The 17,427-nt window shown below is 64.9% G+C and carries 17 protein-coding genes; 13 read left to right on the top strand and 4 right to left on the bottom strand.

Features of this window, described 5'->3' with window-relative positions; all coding sequences use genetic code 11:
• Positions 1–63: 63 nt before the first annotated feature.
• Positions 64–1,533, top strand: coding sequence for an aldehyde dehydrogenase (locus tag HNP60_RS13790; protein WP_184154792.1), 1,470 nt, complete (start codon positions 64–66; stop codon positions 1,531–1,533).
• A gap of 60 nt (positions 1,534–1,593) precedes the next feature.
• On the opposite strand, the gene HNP60_RS13785 is transcribed toward HNP60_RS13790, so the two are convergent.
• The 3 genes from HNP60_RS13785 to HNP60_RS13775 form a co-directional block, all read right to left on the bottom strand.
• A complete protein-coding gene (locus tag HNP60_RS13785; protein WP_184047218.1) occupies positions 1,594–3,012 on the bottom strand; it encodes an aldehyde dehydrogenase family protein in 1,419 nt (472 codons plus the stop codon).
• Positions 3,013–3,075: 63 nt separating this feature from the next.
• Positions 3,076–3,654 (bottom strand): nuclear transport factor 2 family protein, encoded by a 579-nt coding sequence (locus HNP60_RS13780; RefSeq protein ID WP_260394896.1) that lies wholly within the window; start codon positions 3,652–3,654, stop codon positions 3,076–3,078.
• An 87-nt stretch (positions 3,655–3,741) separates the two neighbouring features.
• A complete protein-coding gene (locus HNP60_RS13775; protein ID WP_184154789.1) occupies positions 3,742–6,111 on the bottom strand; it encodes a TonB-dependent receptor in 2,370 nt (789 codons plus the stop codon).
• Positions 6,112–6,504: 393 nt separating this feature from the next.
• On the opposite strand from HNP60_RS13775, the gene HNP60_RS13770 reads away from it, so the two are divergent.
• Positions 6,505–6,933 (top strand): nuclear transport factor 2 family protein, encoded by a 429-nt coding sequence (locus HNP60_RS13770; RefSeq protein ID WP_184047224.1) that lies wholly within the window; start codon positions 6,505–6,507, stop codon positions 6,931–6,933.
• A 340-nt stretch (positions 6,934–7,273) separates the two neighbouring features.
• On the opposite strand, the gene HNP60_RS13765 is transcribed toward HNP60_RS13770, so the two are convergent.
• Complete coding sequence (locus HNP60_RS13765) at positions 7,274–7,813, bottom strand: MarR family winged helix-turn-helix transcriptional regulator (protein ID WP_260394895.1); 540 nt, start codon at positions 7,811–7,813, stop codon at positions 7,274–7,276.
• 308 nt (positions 7,814–8,121) lie between these two features.
• Between HNP60_RS13765 and HNP60_RS13760 the strand changes: the two genes are divergently transcribed.
• The 11 genes from HNP60_RS13760 to HNP60_RS13710 all read left to right on the top strand — a co-directional run bounded on the left by HNP60_RS13760 (position 8,122) and on the right by HNP60_RS13710 (position 17,289).
• The gene (locus HNP60_RS13760; RefSeq protein ID WP_184154786.1) at positions 8,122–8,637 is read left to right on the top strand and encodes a DUF3237 domain-containing protein; all 516 of its coding nucleotides are present in this window, start codon (positions 8,122–8,124) and stop codon (positions 8,635–8,637) included.
• A 7-nt stretch (positions 8,638–8,644) separates the two neighbouring features.
• On the top strand, positions 8,645–9,061 hold the full coding sequence (locus tag HNP60_RS13755) for a nuclear transport factor 2 family protein (RefSeq protein ID WP_014077100.1): 417 nt from the start codon (positions 8,645–8,647) through the stop codon (positions 9,059–9,061).
• Entirely contained in the window at positions 9,058–9,573 is a 516-nt protein-coding gene (locus HNP60_RS13750; RefSeq protein WP_260394894.1) for a nuclear transport factor 2 family protein, read from the top strand. The genes HNP60_RS13755 and HNP60_RS13750 overlap by 4 nt, the downstream gene beginning before the upstream one ends.
• Positions 9,574–9,732: 159 nt before the next feature.
• Positions 9,733–11,298 (top strand): FAD-binding oxidoreductase, encoded by a 1,566-nt coding sequence (locus HNP60_RS13745; RefSeq protein ID WP_184154780.1) that lies wholly within the window; start codon positions 9,733–9,735, stop codon positions 11,296–11,298.
• Positions 11,295–11,714: a c-type cytochrome gene (locus HNP60_RS13740; protein ID WP_184154777.1), complete on the top strand. Its 420-nt coding sequence runs from the start codon at positions 11,295–11,297 to the stop codon at positions 11,712–11,714. Before HNP60_RS13745 ends, HNP60_RS13740 begins: the two co-directional genes overlap by 4 nt.
• Positions 11,711–12,223, top strand: a complete 513-nt coding sequence (locus tag HNP60_RS13735) for a hypothetical protein (protein ID WP_184154774.1) — start codon at positions 11,711–11,713, stop codon at positions 12,221–12,223. The genes HNP60_RS13740 and HNP60_RS13735 overlap by 4 nt, the downstream gene beginning before the upstream one ends.
• Before the next feature lie 234 nt (positions 12,224–12,457).
• Positions 12,458–12,652 (top strand): alkaline phosphatase, encoded by a 195-nt coding sequence (locus tag HNP60_RS13730; RefSeq protein ID WP_338056722.1) that lies wholly within the window; start codon positions 12,458–12,460, stop codon positions 12,650–12,652.
• 111 nt (positions 12,653–12,763) lie between these two features.
• On the top strand, positions 12,764–13,345 hold the full coding sequence (locus tag HNP60_RS13725) for an ANTAR domain-containing response regulator (RefSeq protein ID WP_014077092.1): 582 nt from the start codon (positions 12,764–12,766) through the stop codon (positions 13,343–13,345).
• The gene (locus HNP60_RS13720) at positions 13,342–14,553 is read left to right on the top strand and encodes an ABC transporter substrate-binding protein (RefSeq protein WP_184154771.1); all 1,212 of its coding nucleotides are present in this window, start codon (positions 13,342–13,344) and stop codon (positions 14,551–14,553) included. The genes HNP60_RS13725 and HNP60_RS13720 overlap by 4 nt, the downstream gene beginning before the upstream one ends.
• A gap of 215 nt (positions 14,554–14,768) precedes the next feature.
• Positions 14,769–16,019, top strand: a complete 1,251-nt coding sequence (locus HNP60_RS13715; protein ID WP_184154768.1) for a nitrate/nitrite transporter — start codon at positions 14,769–14,771, stop codon at positions 16,017–16,019.
• Between the two features lie 64 nt (positions 16,020–16,083).
• Positions 16,084–17,289 (top strand): alginate export family protein, encoded by a 1,206-nt coding sequence (locus HNP60_RS13710; protein ID WP_184154766.1) that lies wholly within the window; start codon positions 16,084–16,086, stop codon positions 17,287–17,289.
• Positions 17,290–17,427: the final 138 nt, after the last annotated feature.

Here is a 17,427-nt window from a genome sequence, read left to right as displayed (position 1 = left end):
TAACGGTCGTTAGAATTATTGCAAGAACCCCGATAATTTTTAACGTGCAGGAGAGAATGGGACATGACCCCTGACGGCATCCGGATCGCGCATCCAGACAAGCTTTTCATTGACGGCCAGTGGGTCGCTCCCGCACGCGGCGGCAGGATCGAGATCGTATCGCCTAACAGCGAGGAAGTGGTCGCGCGCGTCGCCGAGGCCACGAACGAGGATATGGACAGCGCCGTGGCGGCGGCCCGGCGCGCTTTCGACAATGGTGCCTGGAGCGGCATGAGCCCCGCCGAGCGCGGCGCGCTCGTCGGCCGCTGGGCCGCGATCCTCAAGGACCGCATCGGCGAATTGTCGGCTGCCTGGACGGCGCAGGTCGGCGGTCTCGCCAGCTTCGCGCCGATCATGCATGGCGGCGGCGTCGCGACGCTCGAGTTCATCGCGTCACTGGGCGAGAGCTATCCCTTCGTCGAGCGCCGGCCGAGCGCGCAGGTGGACACCGCCCTCGTGGTCCGCGAGCCGGTGGGCGTGACGGTCTGCATTGCACCATGGAATGCGCCGTTCGCCACGATGTCCAGCAAGGTCGCCTATGCGCTGGTGGCGGGCTGCACGGTCGTCATGAAGCCCTCGCCGGAAACGCCGCTCGAGGCCTATATCATGGCCGAGGCCGCGGAGGCGGCGGGCTTCCCGGCCGGGGTGCTCAACCTCGTCTGCGCCGATCGCGACGCCTCCGATCATCTGGTGAACAACCCGGATGTGGACAAGGTCAGCTTCACTGGCTCCACGGCCGCGGGCAAGCGGATCGGGCAGGTCTGCGCGAGCCGGGTGGCGCGCTGCACGCTGGAACTGGGCGGCAAGTCCGCCGCCATCGTGCGCGACGATTTCCCCATCGAGGCCGCAGCCGCCATCCTGGGCAACACGATCACCATCATGTCCGGCCAGGTCTGCGCCATGCTGAGCCGCGCCATCGTGCCCAAGAAACGCCATGACGAGCTGGCGGACGCCATCGCCCGCGTGATGGAGGGCATCAAGATCGGGCACAGCGATGCGCCCGATACCCAGCTCGGCCCGCTCGCCATGAAGCGCCAGCTCGACCGGGTGGAGGACTATATCGCGCTCGGCCGGGAAAGCGCCGACTTGGTGACCGGCGGCGGACGGCCCGCCGCGTTCAACAAGGGCTATTTCATCGAACCGACCCTGTTCGCGAATGTCGATAATCGCAGCCGCATCGCGCAGGAGGAGATCTTCGGCCCGGTGCTGGCCCTCATTCCGGCGGAGGACGAGGACGACGCCATCCGCATCGCCAATGAAAGCCAGTACGGGCTGAACGGCTCAGTGCTGACCAATGATGCCGATGCCGCCTATCGCATCGCCCGGCAAATGCGCACGGGCGGCGTGGGCCAGAACGGCATGCGTCTCGAATTCGGCATGCCCTTCGGCGGGTTCAAGCAATCCGGGATCGGCCGGGAAGGCGGGGTCGAAGGCCTGCAGGCCTATCTCGAGACCAAGACCGTGCTGCTGGACGCGATGCCCGCGCAGCTCTGAGCAAAAAAGGCGGCCCGGCCTCCCCGTCCAGCAGGGAGGCCGGGCCGCCGATCGTGCGGGTCAGCGGTCCTCGAGCGGAACCGCGTTGATGATGTGCGCCTGCGTATATTCAAACAGGCCCGCCTCGCCGAGTTCGCCGCCAAGGCCGGACTGCTTCGATCCGCGGAAGGGGATGTTGGCGTCGATGGCGAGATGCTGGTTCACCCAGACGGTGCCGGTATCGATGCGCTTGGCGACTTCCGTCGCGCGCGCGACGTCCCGGCCCCAGACGGTGCCGCCGAGCCCGTAATCGCTGTCATTCGCACGGGCGATCACATCATCGATATCGTCATATTTGAGGACCGGCAGCACCGGGCCGAACTGTTCCTCCCGGACCAGCGGCGCATCATCGTCGAGATCGCGCACGATGGTTGGCGGAATGAAATAGCCGGGTCGGTCGAGCGCTTCGCCGCCGGACAGGATGGTGCCCTCCGCCCGGGCGCTGTCGAGCAGCGCCTTGACCTTCTCGAACTGCATCCTGTTCTGGATCGGGCCGATCGTCGCGCCTTGCCGGGCACCGTCATCCACCACGGCCTCGCCGGCCAGCCGGGCCAGCTCGTCGCAGAACTCGTCATACATGGAGGATGGCACATAGGCCCGCTTGATCGCCACGCAGATCTGGCCGGCATTGGCCATTGCACCCTGATAGACTTTGCCGGCCACCGCCCGCGGATCGACATCGTCAAGCACGATCGCGGCATCATTGCCGCCCAGTTCCAGCGTCACGCGCTTCACGCTGTCCGCAGCCGAAGCCATGACTTTCTTGCCGGTCGCCGTCGATCCGGTGAAGGCGATCTTCGCGATGTCGGGATGGCTGGTGAGGAGCGGGCCCAGCTCATTCTCGTCGCACAGCACATTGAACACGCCCGGCGGCAGAATGTCCTTCGCGAGCTCCCCGAAGAGAAGCGTGGTGAGCGGCGTCGTGGGCGCCGGCTTGGCGACCACGCAATTGCCCGTCACCAGCGCCGGGCCGAGCTTGTTCATCAGCAGGATCACCGGGAAATTCCACGGCGTGATCGCGCCGACGACCCCGAGCGGCGTGCGATGCTCGATGACCGTGTTGCCCTCGCCCTCGCGCAGGACCTTCGTTTCGATCCGCATGTCCGCGAAGGCGCGCAGCGTGAACACGCTGCCCATGATCTCGTACATGGCCTGATCGATCGGCTTGCCCTGCTCGCGCGTCAGCAGGCTCGCGAACTCGCTGGCGCGCGCTTCCAGCGCATCGGCAAGCGCGTTGACCCGCGCGGCGCGCTCCTCGATGGGCAGGGCGGACCATGCGGGGAAAGCCCGCCGGGCAGCGGCCACCGCGTCCTCGAGCATCGCCGCGTCCGCCTTCGGGCATTGCGCGAACGCTTCTCCGGTCGCAGGATTGATGACATCGAAACTGCTTGCGCCATCGACGGCCTTGCCGTCGATCAGCAGCTTGAATTCATGGTCCATATCGTTCCTCCAGATGACGTCGTGGCCGACTCCGGGCGATCGGTCGCACCGGCTTGCATGATATCAGCGTTCGGGGTCGCCCCCGGGTTTCTTTTCATCCTTCGCGGTCTCCGCTTCGATCGCCGACAGCGCCTCGGGCACGCTGTTGGGATCGAACCGAAGCATTGCGGCGGACTTCAGCGCCGGATCCCAATGCTCGGCGATCCTGCCATCGGCAATGCGGAAAAGATCGAACCAGCTCGTCACATAGCCTTCACCGCCTTCGTCGCGCATCGGGCGCTGCGTCACGACCAGAACGAGGTCGCGCTCGGCCATGATGGTGATGAGCGGCAGCGTGATCGTGGGATTGACCGGACGCTCGGGCCGCGACCCGCGAATGAACTTTGCCAGCGCATCGCGGCCCGATGCGACGTTGGGATTATGCTGCAGATATTCGACCGTGAAGTAGCGATCGACCAGATCGGCGCGGCCGCCGAGCAGCACCTCGCGATACATGTCATAGACGAGCTTCTTGTTGGCTTGGAGCTTGCTGTCCGCGCTGGCGAGCAGCGCTGCCTGCCCTTCGGCCGTGGTGACGGTCTGGGCATGGCTCATGGACGTGGCGGCGAAGGCGACCAGCATCATCATCAAGGGCGACTTCATGCGCGAGGCTCTCCTGTCTCTACCCTGTGCCGGCCCTGCGGCGGGCCCGTGTCGGGCGGCGGAGCAAGGCCCCGCCGCCCTCCCATCTCAGTAGCGCGCGGTCAGCTGGACCGCGACCGTGCGCGGACGCTCGGCCAGGGCCGAGACCGAGCCATTGGCGCCGCTCACCGTCTGGCGGAACCCGGCGGTGGCGCGGTCGGTCAGGTTCTGGCCGATCACCGCCACGCTCCAGCGATCATCCTGCGGCCCGACGCCGACGCGCAGATCGACTTTCGCGAAGCCTTTCTGCCGGATCAGGTCGTCCGCCGTGGAGGACTGGAAGTACCAGGAGCTGAAATAGAGGAGCGGCGAGATCCGCACCTGCATGTCTCCGGCCGGAATGGTCGCATCGAGGCGAAAATTGCCGGTCCATTCGGGTGCGAAGCCGCGCCGCTTGCCGGAGAGGTCCTGCCGCCGGCCGACGCAGCCGGCCGAGGCGCCGAGCAGCGTCTGGATCGACGAACAGGGTGCACCGTCATAATTGAGGTAGATCGCGTCCAGATAAGCAAGGTCCGTGCTCGCAGTGAGCCAGCTGGTCATGCGCCAGCTCGCCGAGAATTCCACGCCTTGTGATCGGGCGGACGCGGCATTGGCGACGCTGACGCGCACCGTGCCGCTGGGCAGGGTCTCCGACACGGATTCCTGAAGGCCCGAATAATCGCCCCGGAACGCGCTCAGCGAGAATGTGACCTGCCGGGCGAAGAGATTGCCCTTCAGGCCGACTTCATAGGCATTGACCGTCTCAGGCCCGAAATCCCCGCCGGCCGAGCCGCCGCTGTAGCCGCCGGCCTTGAAGCCCTTAGTGTAGCTCGCGTAAGCCGTGAGGTCCGGTGTCGCATCGAACTGTACGCTCACGGACGGCATGAGCTTATCATCCTCGCGCGAGGGATCCGGGAAATCCATGTTGTTCGAGCCGAGGATGGCGTTCAGCGTATCGCTGACGGCCTTGCTGGCCGGCACATAGTTCTCCGGTGTCGGGAAGTTCGGGTCCGCCGTGCCGTTGTGCAGGGCGCGGAAAGCGTCCTTCGAGACCACCGAGTAACGCAGGCCGAGGTTGAGCTTGACCCGGTCCACCGGCCGCAGCGTGGCGGCGCCGAACACCGATTTGGTGGTGGCATCCTCATGCACCGTCAGGCGCCCGGCAACGGGCGTCTGGGCGGTATAGGGCGGCGCGGACGCGCCGAAGGGCGCGAAGAAGAAGCCCGTCACGCCATTGTTGCGCATCTTGCTGCTGCCATAATAGGCGCCCAGCTGCCATTCGAGGAAGCCCCCCGTGGGGGAGACGAGGCGAATTTCCTGCGACCATTGGCTGAACGTCTCGCGCTGGAAGACCGGCAGCAGGCTGCCCCCGCCGATCCCGGGAACGGGCGAGGGGATGAGCTGCTGCAGATATTCCGTATCATGATCGAAATAGCCAGTGATGGCGTTCAGCGTGTAATCGCCGATGCTGAGCGAGTTGGTCCAGCCCAGCTCGTTGAAGGCATAGTCCAGCTTGCCGGGGCGGCTGGAATTGCGCCAGTTCAACTCGTCGTCGACGGGGCCGCCATTGGCCGCGATATAGTTGGCGCAGCTGCCGCCGACCGGGAAAGGCGAGGGCGGGGGACAATGCTCTAGCTCGAAAGGCAGGAAATCCTGCGCCGACATCTTGCCGGTGTCGAAGCGAAGATCCGAACGGAAGTTGGCGCTCGGCGTGAAGGCGATCGACGCGCGCCCGACCCGGTTGCGCTCCCTTGGCCCATCCTTGCCCGTGAACTCGTTCTTCACGAAGCCGTCCATCCCCGAAAGCCGGCCGGCCAGGCGCACGCTCAGCATCTCGCCGAGCGGCGCGGTCACGCCGGCCTCGACATTATATTCGCCATAAGTGCCGTAAAGCGCGGAGGCATTGGCCTCGAAGGCGTTGCCCGGCTTGCGCGTGGTGATGTTGAGCGCGCCCGCGATCGCGTTATTGCCGAAGAAGGTGGTCTGCGGCCCCTTGAGCACCTCGACCCGCTCGACATCGAACAAGGCGGCGCGGATGGCGCGCGGACGCGAGCGATAGACACCGTCGACGAAGGTCGCCACCGACTGTTCGAAGCCGGTGTTGTTGGACGAGCCGATGCCGCGAATGTTCAACTGGTCGAACGGCCCGGGCGTGATGCGCACATTGGCGAGGCGATCGGCGACCGCGGACAGGCTCGTCAGATTGTCACGGGCGAGCCGCTCGCCGCCGACCACCGAGACGGAAATCGGGACATCCTGCAAACGCTCCGAACGGCGCTGCGCCGTGACGACGATATCGCCCTCGGCCGCGTCGACGCGCTCGTCCTGAGGCGCGGGCGCCCCGGCGGCGGCGTCCTGCGCCCATCCCTGGCTCGCGCCCAAGCTCGCCGCAGCGATCACGAACGCGCTGGTGCAGCCGCGCAAAAATATGGTGTTCATGCTTCCTCCCCTTCTTTTCTGTTGATGCTTATCTGTGTCGATTGTCGTGCCGGCCCGCCGCGGATCATGCGGACAAGAGCCAATGGTCTGACTCGGCGACGAGAGCCGGAGTGGCGTCGCCTGCAATCGCGGCGCCGCTCCGCAAGCCAGGCGCGGCCGCAGCCTCACCTCGCGCAAGGCCGGAAGCCGCGCCGACGCACCATTCGATCAGGATATCGCTTGCCCGCATCGCTTCCTCTCCTTGCCCTCCCACCTTGAAAGTGGTTTGAAGCCAGACGCAGAACAATATAACGAACGTTACAATTGGTCAATCGAGCTGACATCAGCCTCGCGACCACATCGAAAAATCCGGCAAACCGCGCGAAACGAGCGGATCAAGGAGGAGGATAGGCCATGAACATGCGAACCGCCGAGCTTACAGAAGCTTCCACGCCCGAATATGCCGCCCGCACGAACCGCACGCGCGCTGCATTTCTGGACTTCGTGCGATTATATTATGACGAAATGAAGGTTCGCGAAGCCTTCGAACGTTACGTTCATGTCGACTATATGCAGCATAATCCCGCGGTCACCGATGGCCGGGAAGCCGCCATTGCGCATCTCGAAGGCCTGTTGGCCCGGCCCACCGTCACCATGGACGTGCGGCGCATCCTGGTGGACGGCGACTATGCCGTCGCGCACCTCATCGGCCGCCAGGGACCGGAAGACCCGGGCCATGCGCTGATGAACATTTTCCGATTCGAGGATGGCCTGATCGTCGAGCATTGGGACGTGGCGCAGCCCGTGCCGGTCACCACCGCAAGCGGGCGCGGCATGGGCTAGGGCTGGTCGACATCCAGCGCTGGCGGACTGCAAATGGCGCTTTCTCGGTCTTCCGGTGCTCACGTACCTTGAGTACGCTGCGCGCCGGGTCCCGAGAAACCACCATTTTCGCCACGCCATCATCTGAATGTCGATCAGCCCTAGGGGGTATCGACGTTCATTTCGTCCGTTGAACAGGACTCTTCCTGCCAATATTTTCGTCATGCTGAACTTGTTTCAGCATCCATCGTGCCTTCAAGCTCCGGTCTCGGACGCGAAATGGATGCTGAAACAAGTTCAGCATGACGTTTTACAGGGAGGCAATGCGCTTCAGAGGTTGAATGTCGATCCGTCTTCGCATTCAGGGCTCGACCGCGCGATCCGGGCGGGTGTGCTCCAGGAACAGCGAGCGACCTTCTTCGTCCTTCGCTTCCAGCGTGTCGATGAGCGTGCGCAGGATATGATCGAGCGCCGCCTTCTCATGGGGCTTGAGTCGCGACAGGAGATACTGGGCGACAAGATCCGTGGCCGGACGCATCGCGCGGAACAGCCGCTCGCCCTCGGCCGTCAGGGTCAGTCGCTTGCGTCGGCGATTGGTCGGATCGGGGACCGTGACCACGCGGCCATGCCGCTCGAGCGTGGCGACCGCGCGCGAGATACTCATCGCATTGACGCCGGTCAGCTCGACCAGCTCGTGACTCGCGGTCGTGTTGTAGAATCCGATCTGCATCATCACCCGGAATTCGTTGAGGCTGATGCGATGTTCATGGGCAAGAAACGTCGAAAAAGGCGCCATCAGCCGGTTTGCCAGCTTGAGGATATTGTGAAGCATTTCGGCTTCTTCGCTCAGGTTGGACTGTAACGTCTGCGGCGTCTCGGACGGGTCGGATGGGTTTGACATGGGGGCTATCTGCGGCGGCGCGTTCGATTTCGTCAAGGCCGTTGATGATCCGCGCGTCACCGCGACATCGCGCGGAAAGCCCGTCCGGATCCGGCTCTGTCCGGCGCCTTCGGGCGACGCACGATGCCTTCGGGTCCGGCGCGAGGGTGCGCATCGCCTCTTGCAGGGCATAATAACGATCGTTACCATGCCTCCCAACGAAGATAAAAAGGAGAGGCTAGCCTTGCGCCCAGTTCCACCATCCTGCCGCCCGACCGGCATGAACGCGATGTCCCCGACGGCCGCCGCGCCGGCCCGGAGGCTGTCCCATGACTGACGCCTTCACGGGACCCTTCTCCACCCTGGACAACCCCCGGCTGGAGTTCGTGATGGAAGTGCGGCTCACCTTTCCGCGCGTCCAGATGATCAACAACACGCCCTGGGGCGGCAATCGCGGCGCGGTCTATGTGGAAAGCGGCACCTTCGAGGGGCCGCGCCTGCGCGGCAAGGCCGTGCCGGGCTCGGGCGGCGACTATGCCTTTTTCCGACCGGACGACGTCGCCGTGTTCGATGCGCGCTACATGCTTGAGGAGGAAGACGGCACGCTCATCCTCCTCAACAACAAGGGTTTCCTATGGGGCCGCAAGCCCGAGACGATGGAACGGATCCGCGACTGGGCGTTCCGCGGCGGGGCGCCGGTCGAGCAGCAGGAATATTATCTTCGCGGCCAGCCGAGCTTCGAGACGCCGGTCGGCAAGCATGACTGGCTCACCAAACATGTCTTCATCGGCGTGGGCGAGCGCCATGTCGAAGGCAATGTGCTGCGTTACTACGCGCTGACATGAGGCAGGCATGACAGACCAACCCACCCTTGAAGAGCGCAATGCCGCGATCGTGATGGAGATGTGGAAGGGCGTGATCTACGAAGGCGACCCGGAAGCGGTCCTCAAATATATCCACCCCGACTATATCCAGCACAATGTGAACATGCCCTCCGGCCGGGAGCATATCCTGCATCTGGTCAAGATCATCCGCAATCTGCCGGAAGGCTTCACGCCGCCCGCTCGCAAGGAACTGCTGCGCACGGTGGCCCAGGGCGACTATGTCGTGGCCATCTGGGAACAGGCGCAGCCCGACCCGACCCGGCCGGGCGAGACCTATATGGGCCATGCCTTCGACATGTTCCGGCTCGAGGACGGCCTGATCGTCGAGCATTGGGATGACACGCGCAAATGGCCGCGCCCCTGGAACGAGGAGCAGCCCTCTTGAGCGGCAGGACAGTGCTGGTCGCGGCCGCCGAGCCGATTCCGGGCCAGACGACCCCGGTCGTCGCGGCCGATCACGACGCGATGCTCGCCAGCGCCGATCCCGCGATCGCGCGGAACAAGCGGCTGTGCTATGACATGTACCGCATCGTCCTGCAGGCCGGGCGCGCGGATCGGGTGAGCGATTTCATCGGGCCGGACTATATCCAGCACAATCCCAATGTGGTGAGCGGCCGGGATGCCCTGAGCGCCTTCATCCGGGCATCGCGCCCCGAACGCGACATCAAGCCGACGATCGAACTGCCGCTGGTCTCCATCGTCGCCGAGCGGGACATGGTGCAGTTCACGTTCGTTCGTCCCGAGCGCGACGCGGAAGGCGAGCCTTATCATACGAGCTGGTTCGACCTGTTCAGGATCGAGGACGGCAAGATCGTCGAGCATTGGGACCCGGCCCTCAAGAGCCCGGAGATGCTGAAGCTTGACCCGAACGAACGTCGCCTCGACAAACCAGCATAGGAGGCCGGGGCGCGTCAGGGACAAGCCGTCGAACATATAACGATCGTTACAACTCACAGATCGTCTTGCTGAACGCGCGGGACAACGGCCGGCCGCACCGGGAGGGGCGAGCAAGGTCACCGAGGCGTCAGCAAGGGGGTGCACAGACCGGATAAAGCCATGCCGTCATCCACACGCCACACCACCAGCCCGGAACAGATGGCCGCCGCGCGCCGCAGCTTCGCCGCCGTGGTCGGTGCGCAAAATCTGTTCTTCGATGCGCAGGACCAGGAGGCCTACGCCGATGCCTTCGCGGTCGACGACAATCTGCATCGCCCGGCCGGTGCCATCGCGCCGGACACGGTGGAGCAGATCCAGGCGATCGTGCGCATCGCGGCCGAGCACAGGATCGCGCTCTGGCCGATCAGCCGGGGCAAGAATCTCGGTTATGGCGGCTCGGCACCCGTGCTGGCGGGCTCCGTCATTCTCGACCTCTCGCGGATGAAGAAGATCGAATATGACGAGGAGAACGGCACGGTGCTGCTGGAGCCCGGCGTCGGCTTCTACGATCTCTACGATTTCCTGAAGGCGCGCGGCCTCAAGCACTGGCTCTCGACGCCGGGCAACAGCTGGGGCTCGGTGATCGGCAATGCGCTGGACCGGGGCGTGGGATACACGCCCTATGGCGAGCACACGACGAAGCTGTGCGGCATGGAAGTGGTGCTGGCCGACGGCACGCTGGTCCGCACCGGCATGGGCGCGCTCACCAACTCGCCGACCTGGCAGCTCTATCGCTTCGGCTTCGGGCCGGCCTGGGACCAGATGTTCGTGCAATCCAATTTCGGCATCGTCACCAAGGCGGGCCTCTGGCTCATGCCCGAGCCGGAATCGCTGATGGGCATGGACCTGGAATTCGACAAGCCGGACGATCTCGGCCCGCTGATCGATGCCATCGCACCCCTGCGCCGGGAAGGCGTCCTCCAGCAATCACCGACGATCGGCAACTGGCTGCGCGCCGCCGCCATTCTGACCACGCGCAACGAGTGGACGGACCAGAAAGGCGCGCTGTCGGACGCGGTCATCGCGGCGATCCGCAAGAAGTTCCAGATGGGCTGGTGGGGCGTCAGTCTGCGGCTCTACGGACGCGAGACCATCAACCGCGAAGCCTATGCCATTCTCGAACGCGAGATGAACAAGCTCAAGCCGCTGAGCATGAAGCCGACGAACTGGAAACGCGGCGATCCGCTGGAAATGACCGGCTGGACCGGCACGCCGATCACCTTTCCCATGCAGAATGCCAACTGGCATGGCGGCCGGGGCGGGCATATCGGCTTCTCCCCGGTCCTGCCGCAATCGGGCAGCGCGGCCATGGCGCAGTTCCGCCGGACCTACGAGCGCTACAAAGAATATGGCATGGACTATCAGGCGAGCTTCGCCTTTGGCGAGCGCCACCTCATCAACGTCAATGCCATCCTGCTGGACAAGGACGATCCCGCCATGATGGCCCGCGTCGATCCCTTCATCCGCGCATTGGTCGCCGACGCGAAGGCGCAGGGCTACGGCGAATATCGCACGCATCTCGATTATATGGACCTGGTCGCCTCCACTTATGATTTCAACGATGGCGCGCTGGGGAAGCTGAACGACCGGGTGAAGGCCGCGCTCGATCCCCATGGGGTGATCGCGCCCGGCAAGAGCGGGATCGGCTCCGTGACCCGGCAGGCGCAGGCGGGAGAGCCTTCATGAAGGTGCGCGTCCGGATTGCGGGTGCTTTCCCGCTGGCGCTTCTCCCGCTGGTCCTCGCGGCCTGCGGCCAGCAGGCACCCGACCAGAAGAGCGACGCCGTGAAAGGAGGCCCGCCGCCCCCACCGCCGCCACTGACGGTCGCCGCAAGACCGGACGCAACCGGCGGCGAGCGCCTGTACATCCAGCATTGCGGCATGTGCCATGGCCCCGGCGGCATGGGCTCGGGCCTGCTCGCGCGCCGCACCGACGAGCCGCTGCTGGAGGCGCGCAAGGACCTAAGCGTCGATTATGTCGTGCAGGCCGCGCGCACCGGCATCGGCAACATGCCGCCCATTCCCCGGGGCGAAGTGAGCGACGCGGAGATGCAGCAGATCGCGACCTATCTCGCCAGCGGCAAGGGACCAGCGGCGCCATGACGCGCGTCAGCCGACGCGGCTTCGTCACCGCAGCCGCCACCGTGCCGCTGCTGGGCGCCTGCGGGCTGGACAGGCCGTCCGCCGCGCGGATCGCCCTTTATGATCCGGGGCTGGCGGCCGGTCGCCTGTTCGCCCAGCGCGCGCGTGCCCTTGGCCTCCCGGCAATCGCCCTCGATCAGGACCGGGTGCGGCTGCTGCAGCGCGTGCTGGCCGAAAGACCGGCCTCCCTGTGGGGCCTCTCCCGTCATGCGGACCAGTTGCTGGCCGCCGACATCCTGCGGGAACATGGCTATCGCGCCGAACTGGCCGTGCAGCATCGCGCCGACCGATCCGTGGTCCAGCCCCGCCACCAGCCCATGCGCTCCGCCGGCGCCCTCGCCAGGATCGCCGGCGATCAATGGCCACTCGTCTTCGCCGAGATCGCCGCAGGCCTCGGCCCGGCCTACCGCCCAGGCCGGTCCGCGACGGCGACCGGGCCGATCATGAGCTGGGCCTTCGTGCGGGGATAGCGGGGGGCCGGGAGGGGGGCGGTGCGGTACCGATCACTACTTTGGCGGAGGTGTGATTTTTGAAGTTCCTTTAGCGCGACGCGCGTAATGGGCTCCGTCGAATTGCATTTTATGGGGAGCCAAGAGGGATCGCGCAGTTCCATCTCGGTGAGCTTGGGCACCCGGAACCAGTTGTGCTGCGGCGTCTCCACCAGCTGCTCGCCCGTCAGAGGGTGGAGCGCATCGCGGGCCGGCGTGACGGCGGCACTGAACACGCGGGAGGGCGGTGTCATGACAGTGAACTACGGCACCGCGGAGGAAGGCTCGCAAGGCCACACAGGCGCGCAGCTGCGCATCGCCGCTTATGGGCCTCAGGCCGTCAATGTCAGCGGCCTGCTCGACCAGACCGATCTCCATTACATCGTGCGGGATGCGCTCAAGCTGGATTGAGCGCTCTTGCGGCATGCCTGCCCGGTGATCTCTCACGCGGCGTTTGTCCGGCGGGGGTTTGACCTTCCCGGACTTCAGAGCCAAGCATGTTGCGGATGCGAAGGAGATCATGTGCGAATCGTCATCATCGACGACAGCGGTGCGCGGGCCACGGTCCTCGAGGAAGGGCTGCGTGACGCCGGCTATGATGACATTCACGTGGTGCCGCCACGCGGGGCTTTCGTTGCGCGGCTGGAGCGCATGGCACCGGATGTGGTGCTCATCGATCTGGGCAATCCCAGCCGCGATTCCCTGGAAGAGATGCTGATCGTCAGCCGGGCTCTGGCAAAGCCGATTGCGATGTTTGTCGATCAGTCGGATGACAGCATGATCGGCGCGGCCATCGATGCCGGCGTGTCGGCCTATGTCGTGGACGGTCTGCGCAAGGAGCGGGTGAAGCCCATACTGGATCTCGCCATCCGTCGCTTCAATGCCTTCGCGAGGATGCAGGCGGAACGCGACGAGGCGCTCACCCAGCTTGCCGATCGCAAGACGATCGATCGCGCCAAGGCGATCCTGATGCGCACCCGCGACCTGTCCGAGCCGGACGCTTATGCGCTGTTGCGCACCACCGCCATGAATCAGGGCAAGAAGATGGTCGACGTCGCGGCCGCCCTGATTACCGCCAGCGACCTGTTGGGAGGGATGTCGTGACGCCCATTCGCATCGCCTTTCTCGGGCTCACGGATGCCGCGCCGCTGGTCGTCGCGCTCGAAAAGGGCTTTGCCGAGGCCGAAGGGATCGCGCTGGAGCTCTTGCGTGACACAAGCTGGGCAACGCTGCGCGACCGGCTCGTCTATGGCCAGGTACAGGCAGCGCATATGCTGGCGCCGCTGGCCGTCGCCGTGACGCTTGGGCTGAGCCAGCAGCCTTGCGCACTCTCCGCGCCCTGCAAGCTCAACGTCAATGGCAACCTGCTGGTGATGAACCCGGATTTTGCGGCGGCTCTGGAACCGGACGCCGCCGCGCGGCTTGGCGATCCGCTCGCGACCGCCCATGATTTTGCGAATGCGATCGGCCTTTACCATCGCAAGCCCATCATCGGTGTCGTCCATCGCTTCTCCAGCCACGCCCTGATCCTGCGCTATTTTCTCGCCAGCGCCGGCGTCGACCCTGATCGGGACGTGGTGCTGAGGGTCTTGCCGCCCTCGCTGATGGTCGAAGCGATGCGCGCGCGGGAAATCGACGGTTTTACGGCAGGCGAGCCATGGGGCAGCAGTGCCATCGAAGCGGGTCTCGCCGAGGCGGTCGCCGCCAGCGAGCGCCTCTGGCAACGCGGCGTCGAGAAGGTGCTGGCCCTGCGCACGGACTGGATGGAAGACAATGCCGACACGGTCGACAGGCTGCTCCGCGCACTGGTGGCAGCGGCAAGCTGGTGCGACGATCCGGCCAACCGGGAGGAGCTGGCGCGCCTGCTGTCTCATCCCGCCTATGTCGATCAGCCGCATGACCTCATCGAACGGGCGCTTTCCGGACACATTGTGGCGCGTCGCGGGGAGCCGCCGGTCGATCTGCCGGATTTCCTGCTCTTCGCGCGTGAAGCGACGCCCTTCCCCTGGCGGAGCCAGGCGCTGTGGATCTATTCCCAGTTCGTGCGGTGGCGCATGGTCGAATCGAGTGCCGATGCGCAGGCGCGCGCAGCGGCGGTGTTCCGCCCCGACATTTATCGCCGTGCCCTGGCCAGCAGCGAGGCGCCGATGCCCGGTGCGAGCATGAAGGTCGAAGGCGCGCTGGCCCAGCCCCTCGCCATCGGGGCGCCAAAAGGCGCTATCACCTTGGGACCGGACCGTTTTTTCGACGGACGCATGTTCGATCCGGATCGGATCGAGGACTATCTGGAGGGCTTCGAGGTGCCGCGTTGATGCGCCCAGAATTGTGCCTTGCAACATGAAACGAATCGCGAGATAGTGCGGGGGCTACGCGACGAGGCGTGGCCTTTTGGACGGTATGCTCCACAGACGGAGCCCACTGCCCTCCCCATTTTCGCAGCAAAGCCGCTGACCGGATTTCGCGCCCATGCGCGCAAATCCGTCGAGCGGCTTTTTTCGTTTTCATCGTCCAAAGAGGGGGACGTGACATGGCTACAGTCATTCAGGACATTTCCGGCACCGTAATGCCGGACGCAGCCACCGCGAAAAGCAACTTCTGGCGCGTCGGCCACAAACCGACGCTCATTGCTGCTTTCCTTTATTTCGATCTCGCCTTCATGGTGTGGGTTCTGCTGGGGCCGCTCGCGCCGGAAATCGCCAGGACGCTGTCCCTGACTCCCGCCGAAAAAGGCCTGATGGTCGCGACGCCCACCTTGATGGGTGCCTTGCTTCGCGTGGCGAACGGTCTGCTGGTCGACCGGATCGGCCCCAAGCTCTCCGGTGCCCTCAATCAGCTGATCGTGATCGCGGGCCTGCTCGTGGCGTGGTTTCTGGGCGTCAACAGCTTTGTCGGCACGCTTGTCCTGGGGATCATTCTCGGGTTTGCCGGTGCCAGCTTCGCCATCGCATTGCCGCTCGCCAGTCGCTGGTATCCGCCGGAGCATCAGGGCAAGGCTATGGGACTGGCCGGCATGGGCAACTCTGGAACCGTTCTTGCCTCGCTGTTCGCGCCGGTCCTGGCCAAGCTCTTTGGTTGGAACGCCGTGCTGGGCCTCGCCTGCATTCCGCTCACGATCGTCCTCGTCATTTACCTTATCCTGGCCAAGGATGCGCCTGACGCTCCCGCGCCGAAGAAATTCGCGGACTATTTCACGTCCCTCAAGACCGCCGACGCCTGGTGGCTGATGGGCTTCTATGCGGTCACCTTCGGCGGCTTCTCGGGCCTTGCCTCTTCCTTGACGATCTACTTCACCGACCAGTTCGGCCTGACCACGATCCTGGCCGGCTATTGCACGGCCGCCTGTGTCTTCGCCGGCTCGCTGGTGCGGCCCATGGGCGGCGCTCTGGCGGATCGGATCGGAGGCATCAACAGCCTGACGATTGTGTTCATCGTCGCGGCTCTCGCGCTTGCCGGGGTCAGCATGGCGCCGACACTGGCAACTGCGCTCACGCTGTTCGTGATTGCGATGCTGGCGCTTGGTACCGGCAACGGCGCGGTCTTCCAGCTGGTTCCCCAGCGCTTTCAGTCCGAAATCGGCATCATGACCGGGCTCGTCGGGATGGCCGGCGGGGTGGGGGGCTTCTATCTCGCGTCGTCGCTCGGTTTCGCGAGGCAGTTCACCGGCAGTTTCGGGTCCGGTTTTCTCATCTTCGCGGGTCTCGCCCTGCTGGCGCTGGTGGGGATTACGCTCGTGAAGGGAAAATGGCGCGCCAACTGGAGCACTGGCGCTCGCATCTGAGCTGGAGAGGCGAAGCCGGCGTCCGGAATACGGCTCCGCCGGCTTCCTCATCGGGGGATAGTCCATGAAGTCTTGTCTTTTCGCGGCGGCCGGGCTGGCCGCTGCCGGACCCGCTTGCGCCCAGACCGTGACGGTCCAGTCCCTCATCGATGCGCGATTGCGCTATGAAGTCGTGGAGCAGACTGGGCTTCCCGACGAGGCTCATGCCGCGACGATCCGCCTTCGCACCGGGGCACAGGCGGGTATGGGCTCCTGGTCGGCACTTGCAGAGGTGCAAGGGACGCTGGCGCTGGCCGGCAGCTATCATGACGGCCTCCATGGGTCGGCTTCGCGCCCGCTCGTCGCTGATCCGGAAAATGTCGCGCTCTACCGGGCGCAGCTTCAGTACAAGACGGATGCCCTGATGGTTACCGCGGGGCGACAGCGCATCGCGTTGGATGACGAGCGGTTCGTCGGCAATGTCGCGTTTCGCCAGAATGCCCAGAGCTTCGACGCGGTCCGCGCCGAATGGACAGGCTTAGGCGGACTCAAGCTGGACCTCAGCTATGCGTGGAGTGTCCGCACGATCTGGGGTGTGGACGGCAGGGGCGCACGTCCGCGAAGCATTGGCGGCGAGAATGTCTTCGTGAACCTCTCCTATGCAACGCCCGTTGGGAAGGTCACCGGATTTGCCTATCTGGTCGATCAGAAGGAGGCCGATGTGCAGGGCTATCGTCTCTCCAGCCAGACTTATGGGTTCCGTCTTTCCGGATCGCGGAGCCTCTCCCGGGCGGCCAGGCTGAGCTATGGCTTGAGCTATGCGCGCCAGGGCGATTATCGCCGCAATCCCAATAGCTATGCTGCCGATTACTGGCTTGTGGACCTCGCGCTGGATGTGAAGCCATTCAAGCTGAACGCCGGCTATGAGGTGCTTGGCGCGGACGAGGGCATGACGCTCACCAGCTTCCAGATCCCGTTGGGCACGAACTTCAAGTTTCAGGGCTGGGCCGACAAATTGCTGACCACGCCGCCCAATGGCGTACGTGATCTCTATGTGGGCGCAGGCCATGGCTGGGCCGGCGCCGGCAGGATCGATTCGGTCTCGCTGCAGGCCACCTGGCATCGTTTCGAGAGCGATCGCCTCGATCAGCATTATGGCGACGAGATCGATCTGCTGGCCAGCATGAAGATAAAGCGCACCGTCTTTTCGGCACGATTCGCGCGCTATGAGGCCGATGCGCTCGCGACCGATACCAGCAAGTTCTGGTTGCAGGTCGACTGGATATTTTGACGCTTGCGCCGGGAAGCGATCCCGGTCATGCTGCAGTGCGAAGGGCAAGGTTGCCCTGTTCTTATAGCCGCGACGGTCCGAGGATGGACCGTCAAGGCGTGTCATGATGGCAAAGCCGCCATCCAGCTTCCGGCCAAA

The sequence above is a fragment of the Sphingobium lignivorans genome (genome assembly GCF_014203955.1).
Classification (GTDB): Bacteria; Pseudomonadota; Alphaproteobacteria; order Sphingomonadales; family Sphingomonadaceae; genus Sphingobium; species Sphingobium lignivorans.
This window is presented reverse-complemented; position numbering and strand designations above follow the sequence as displayed.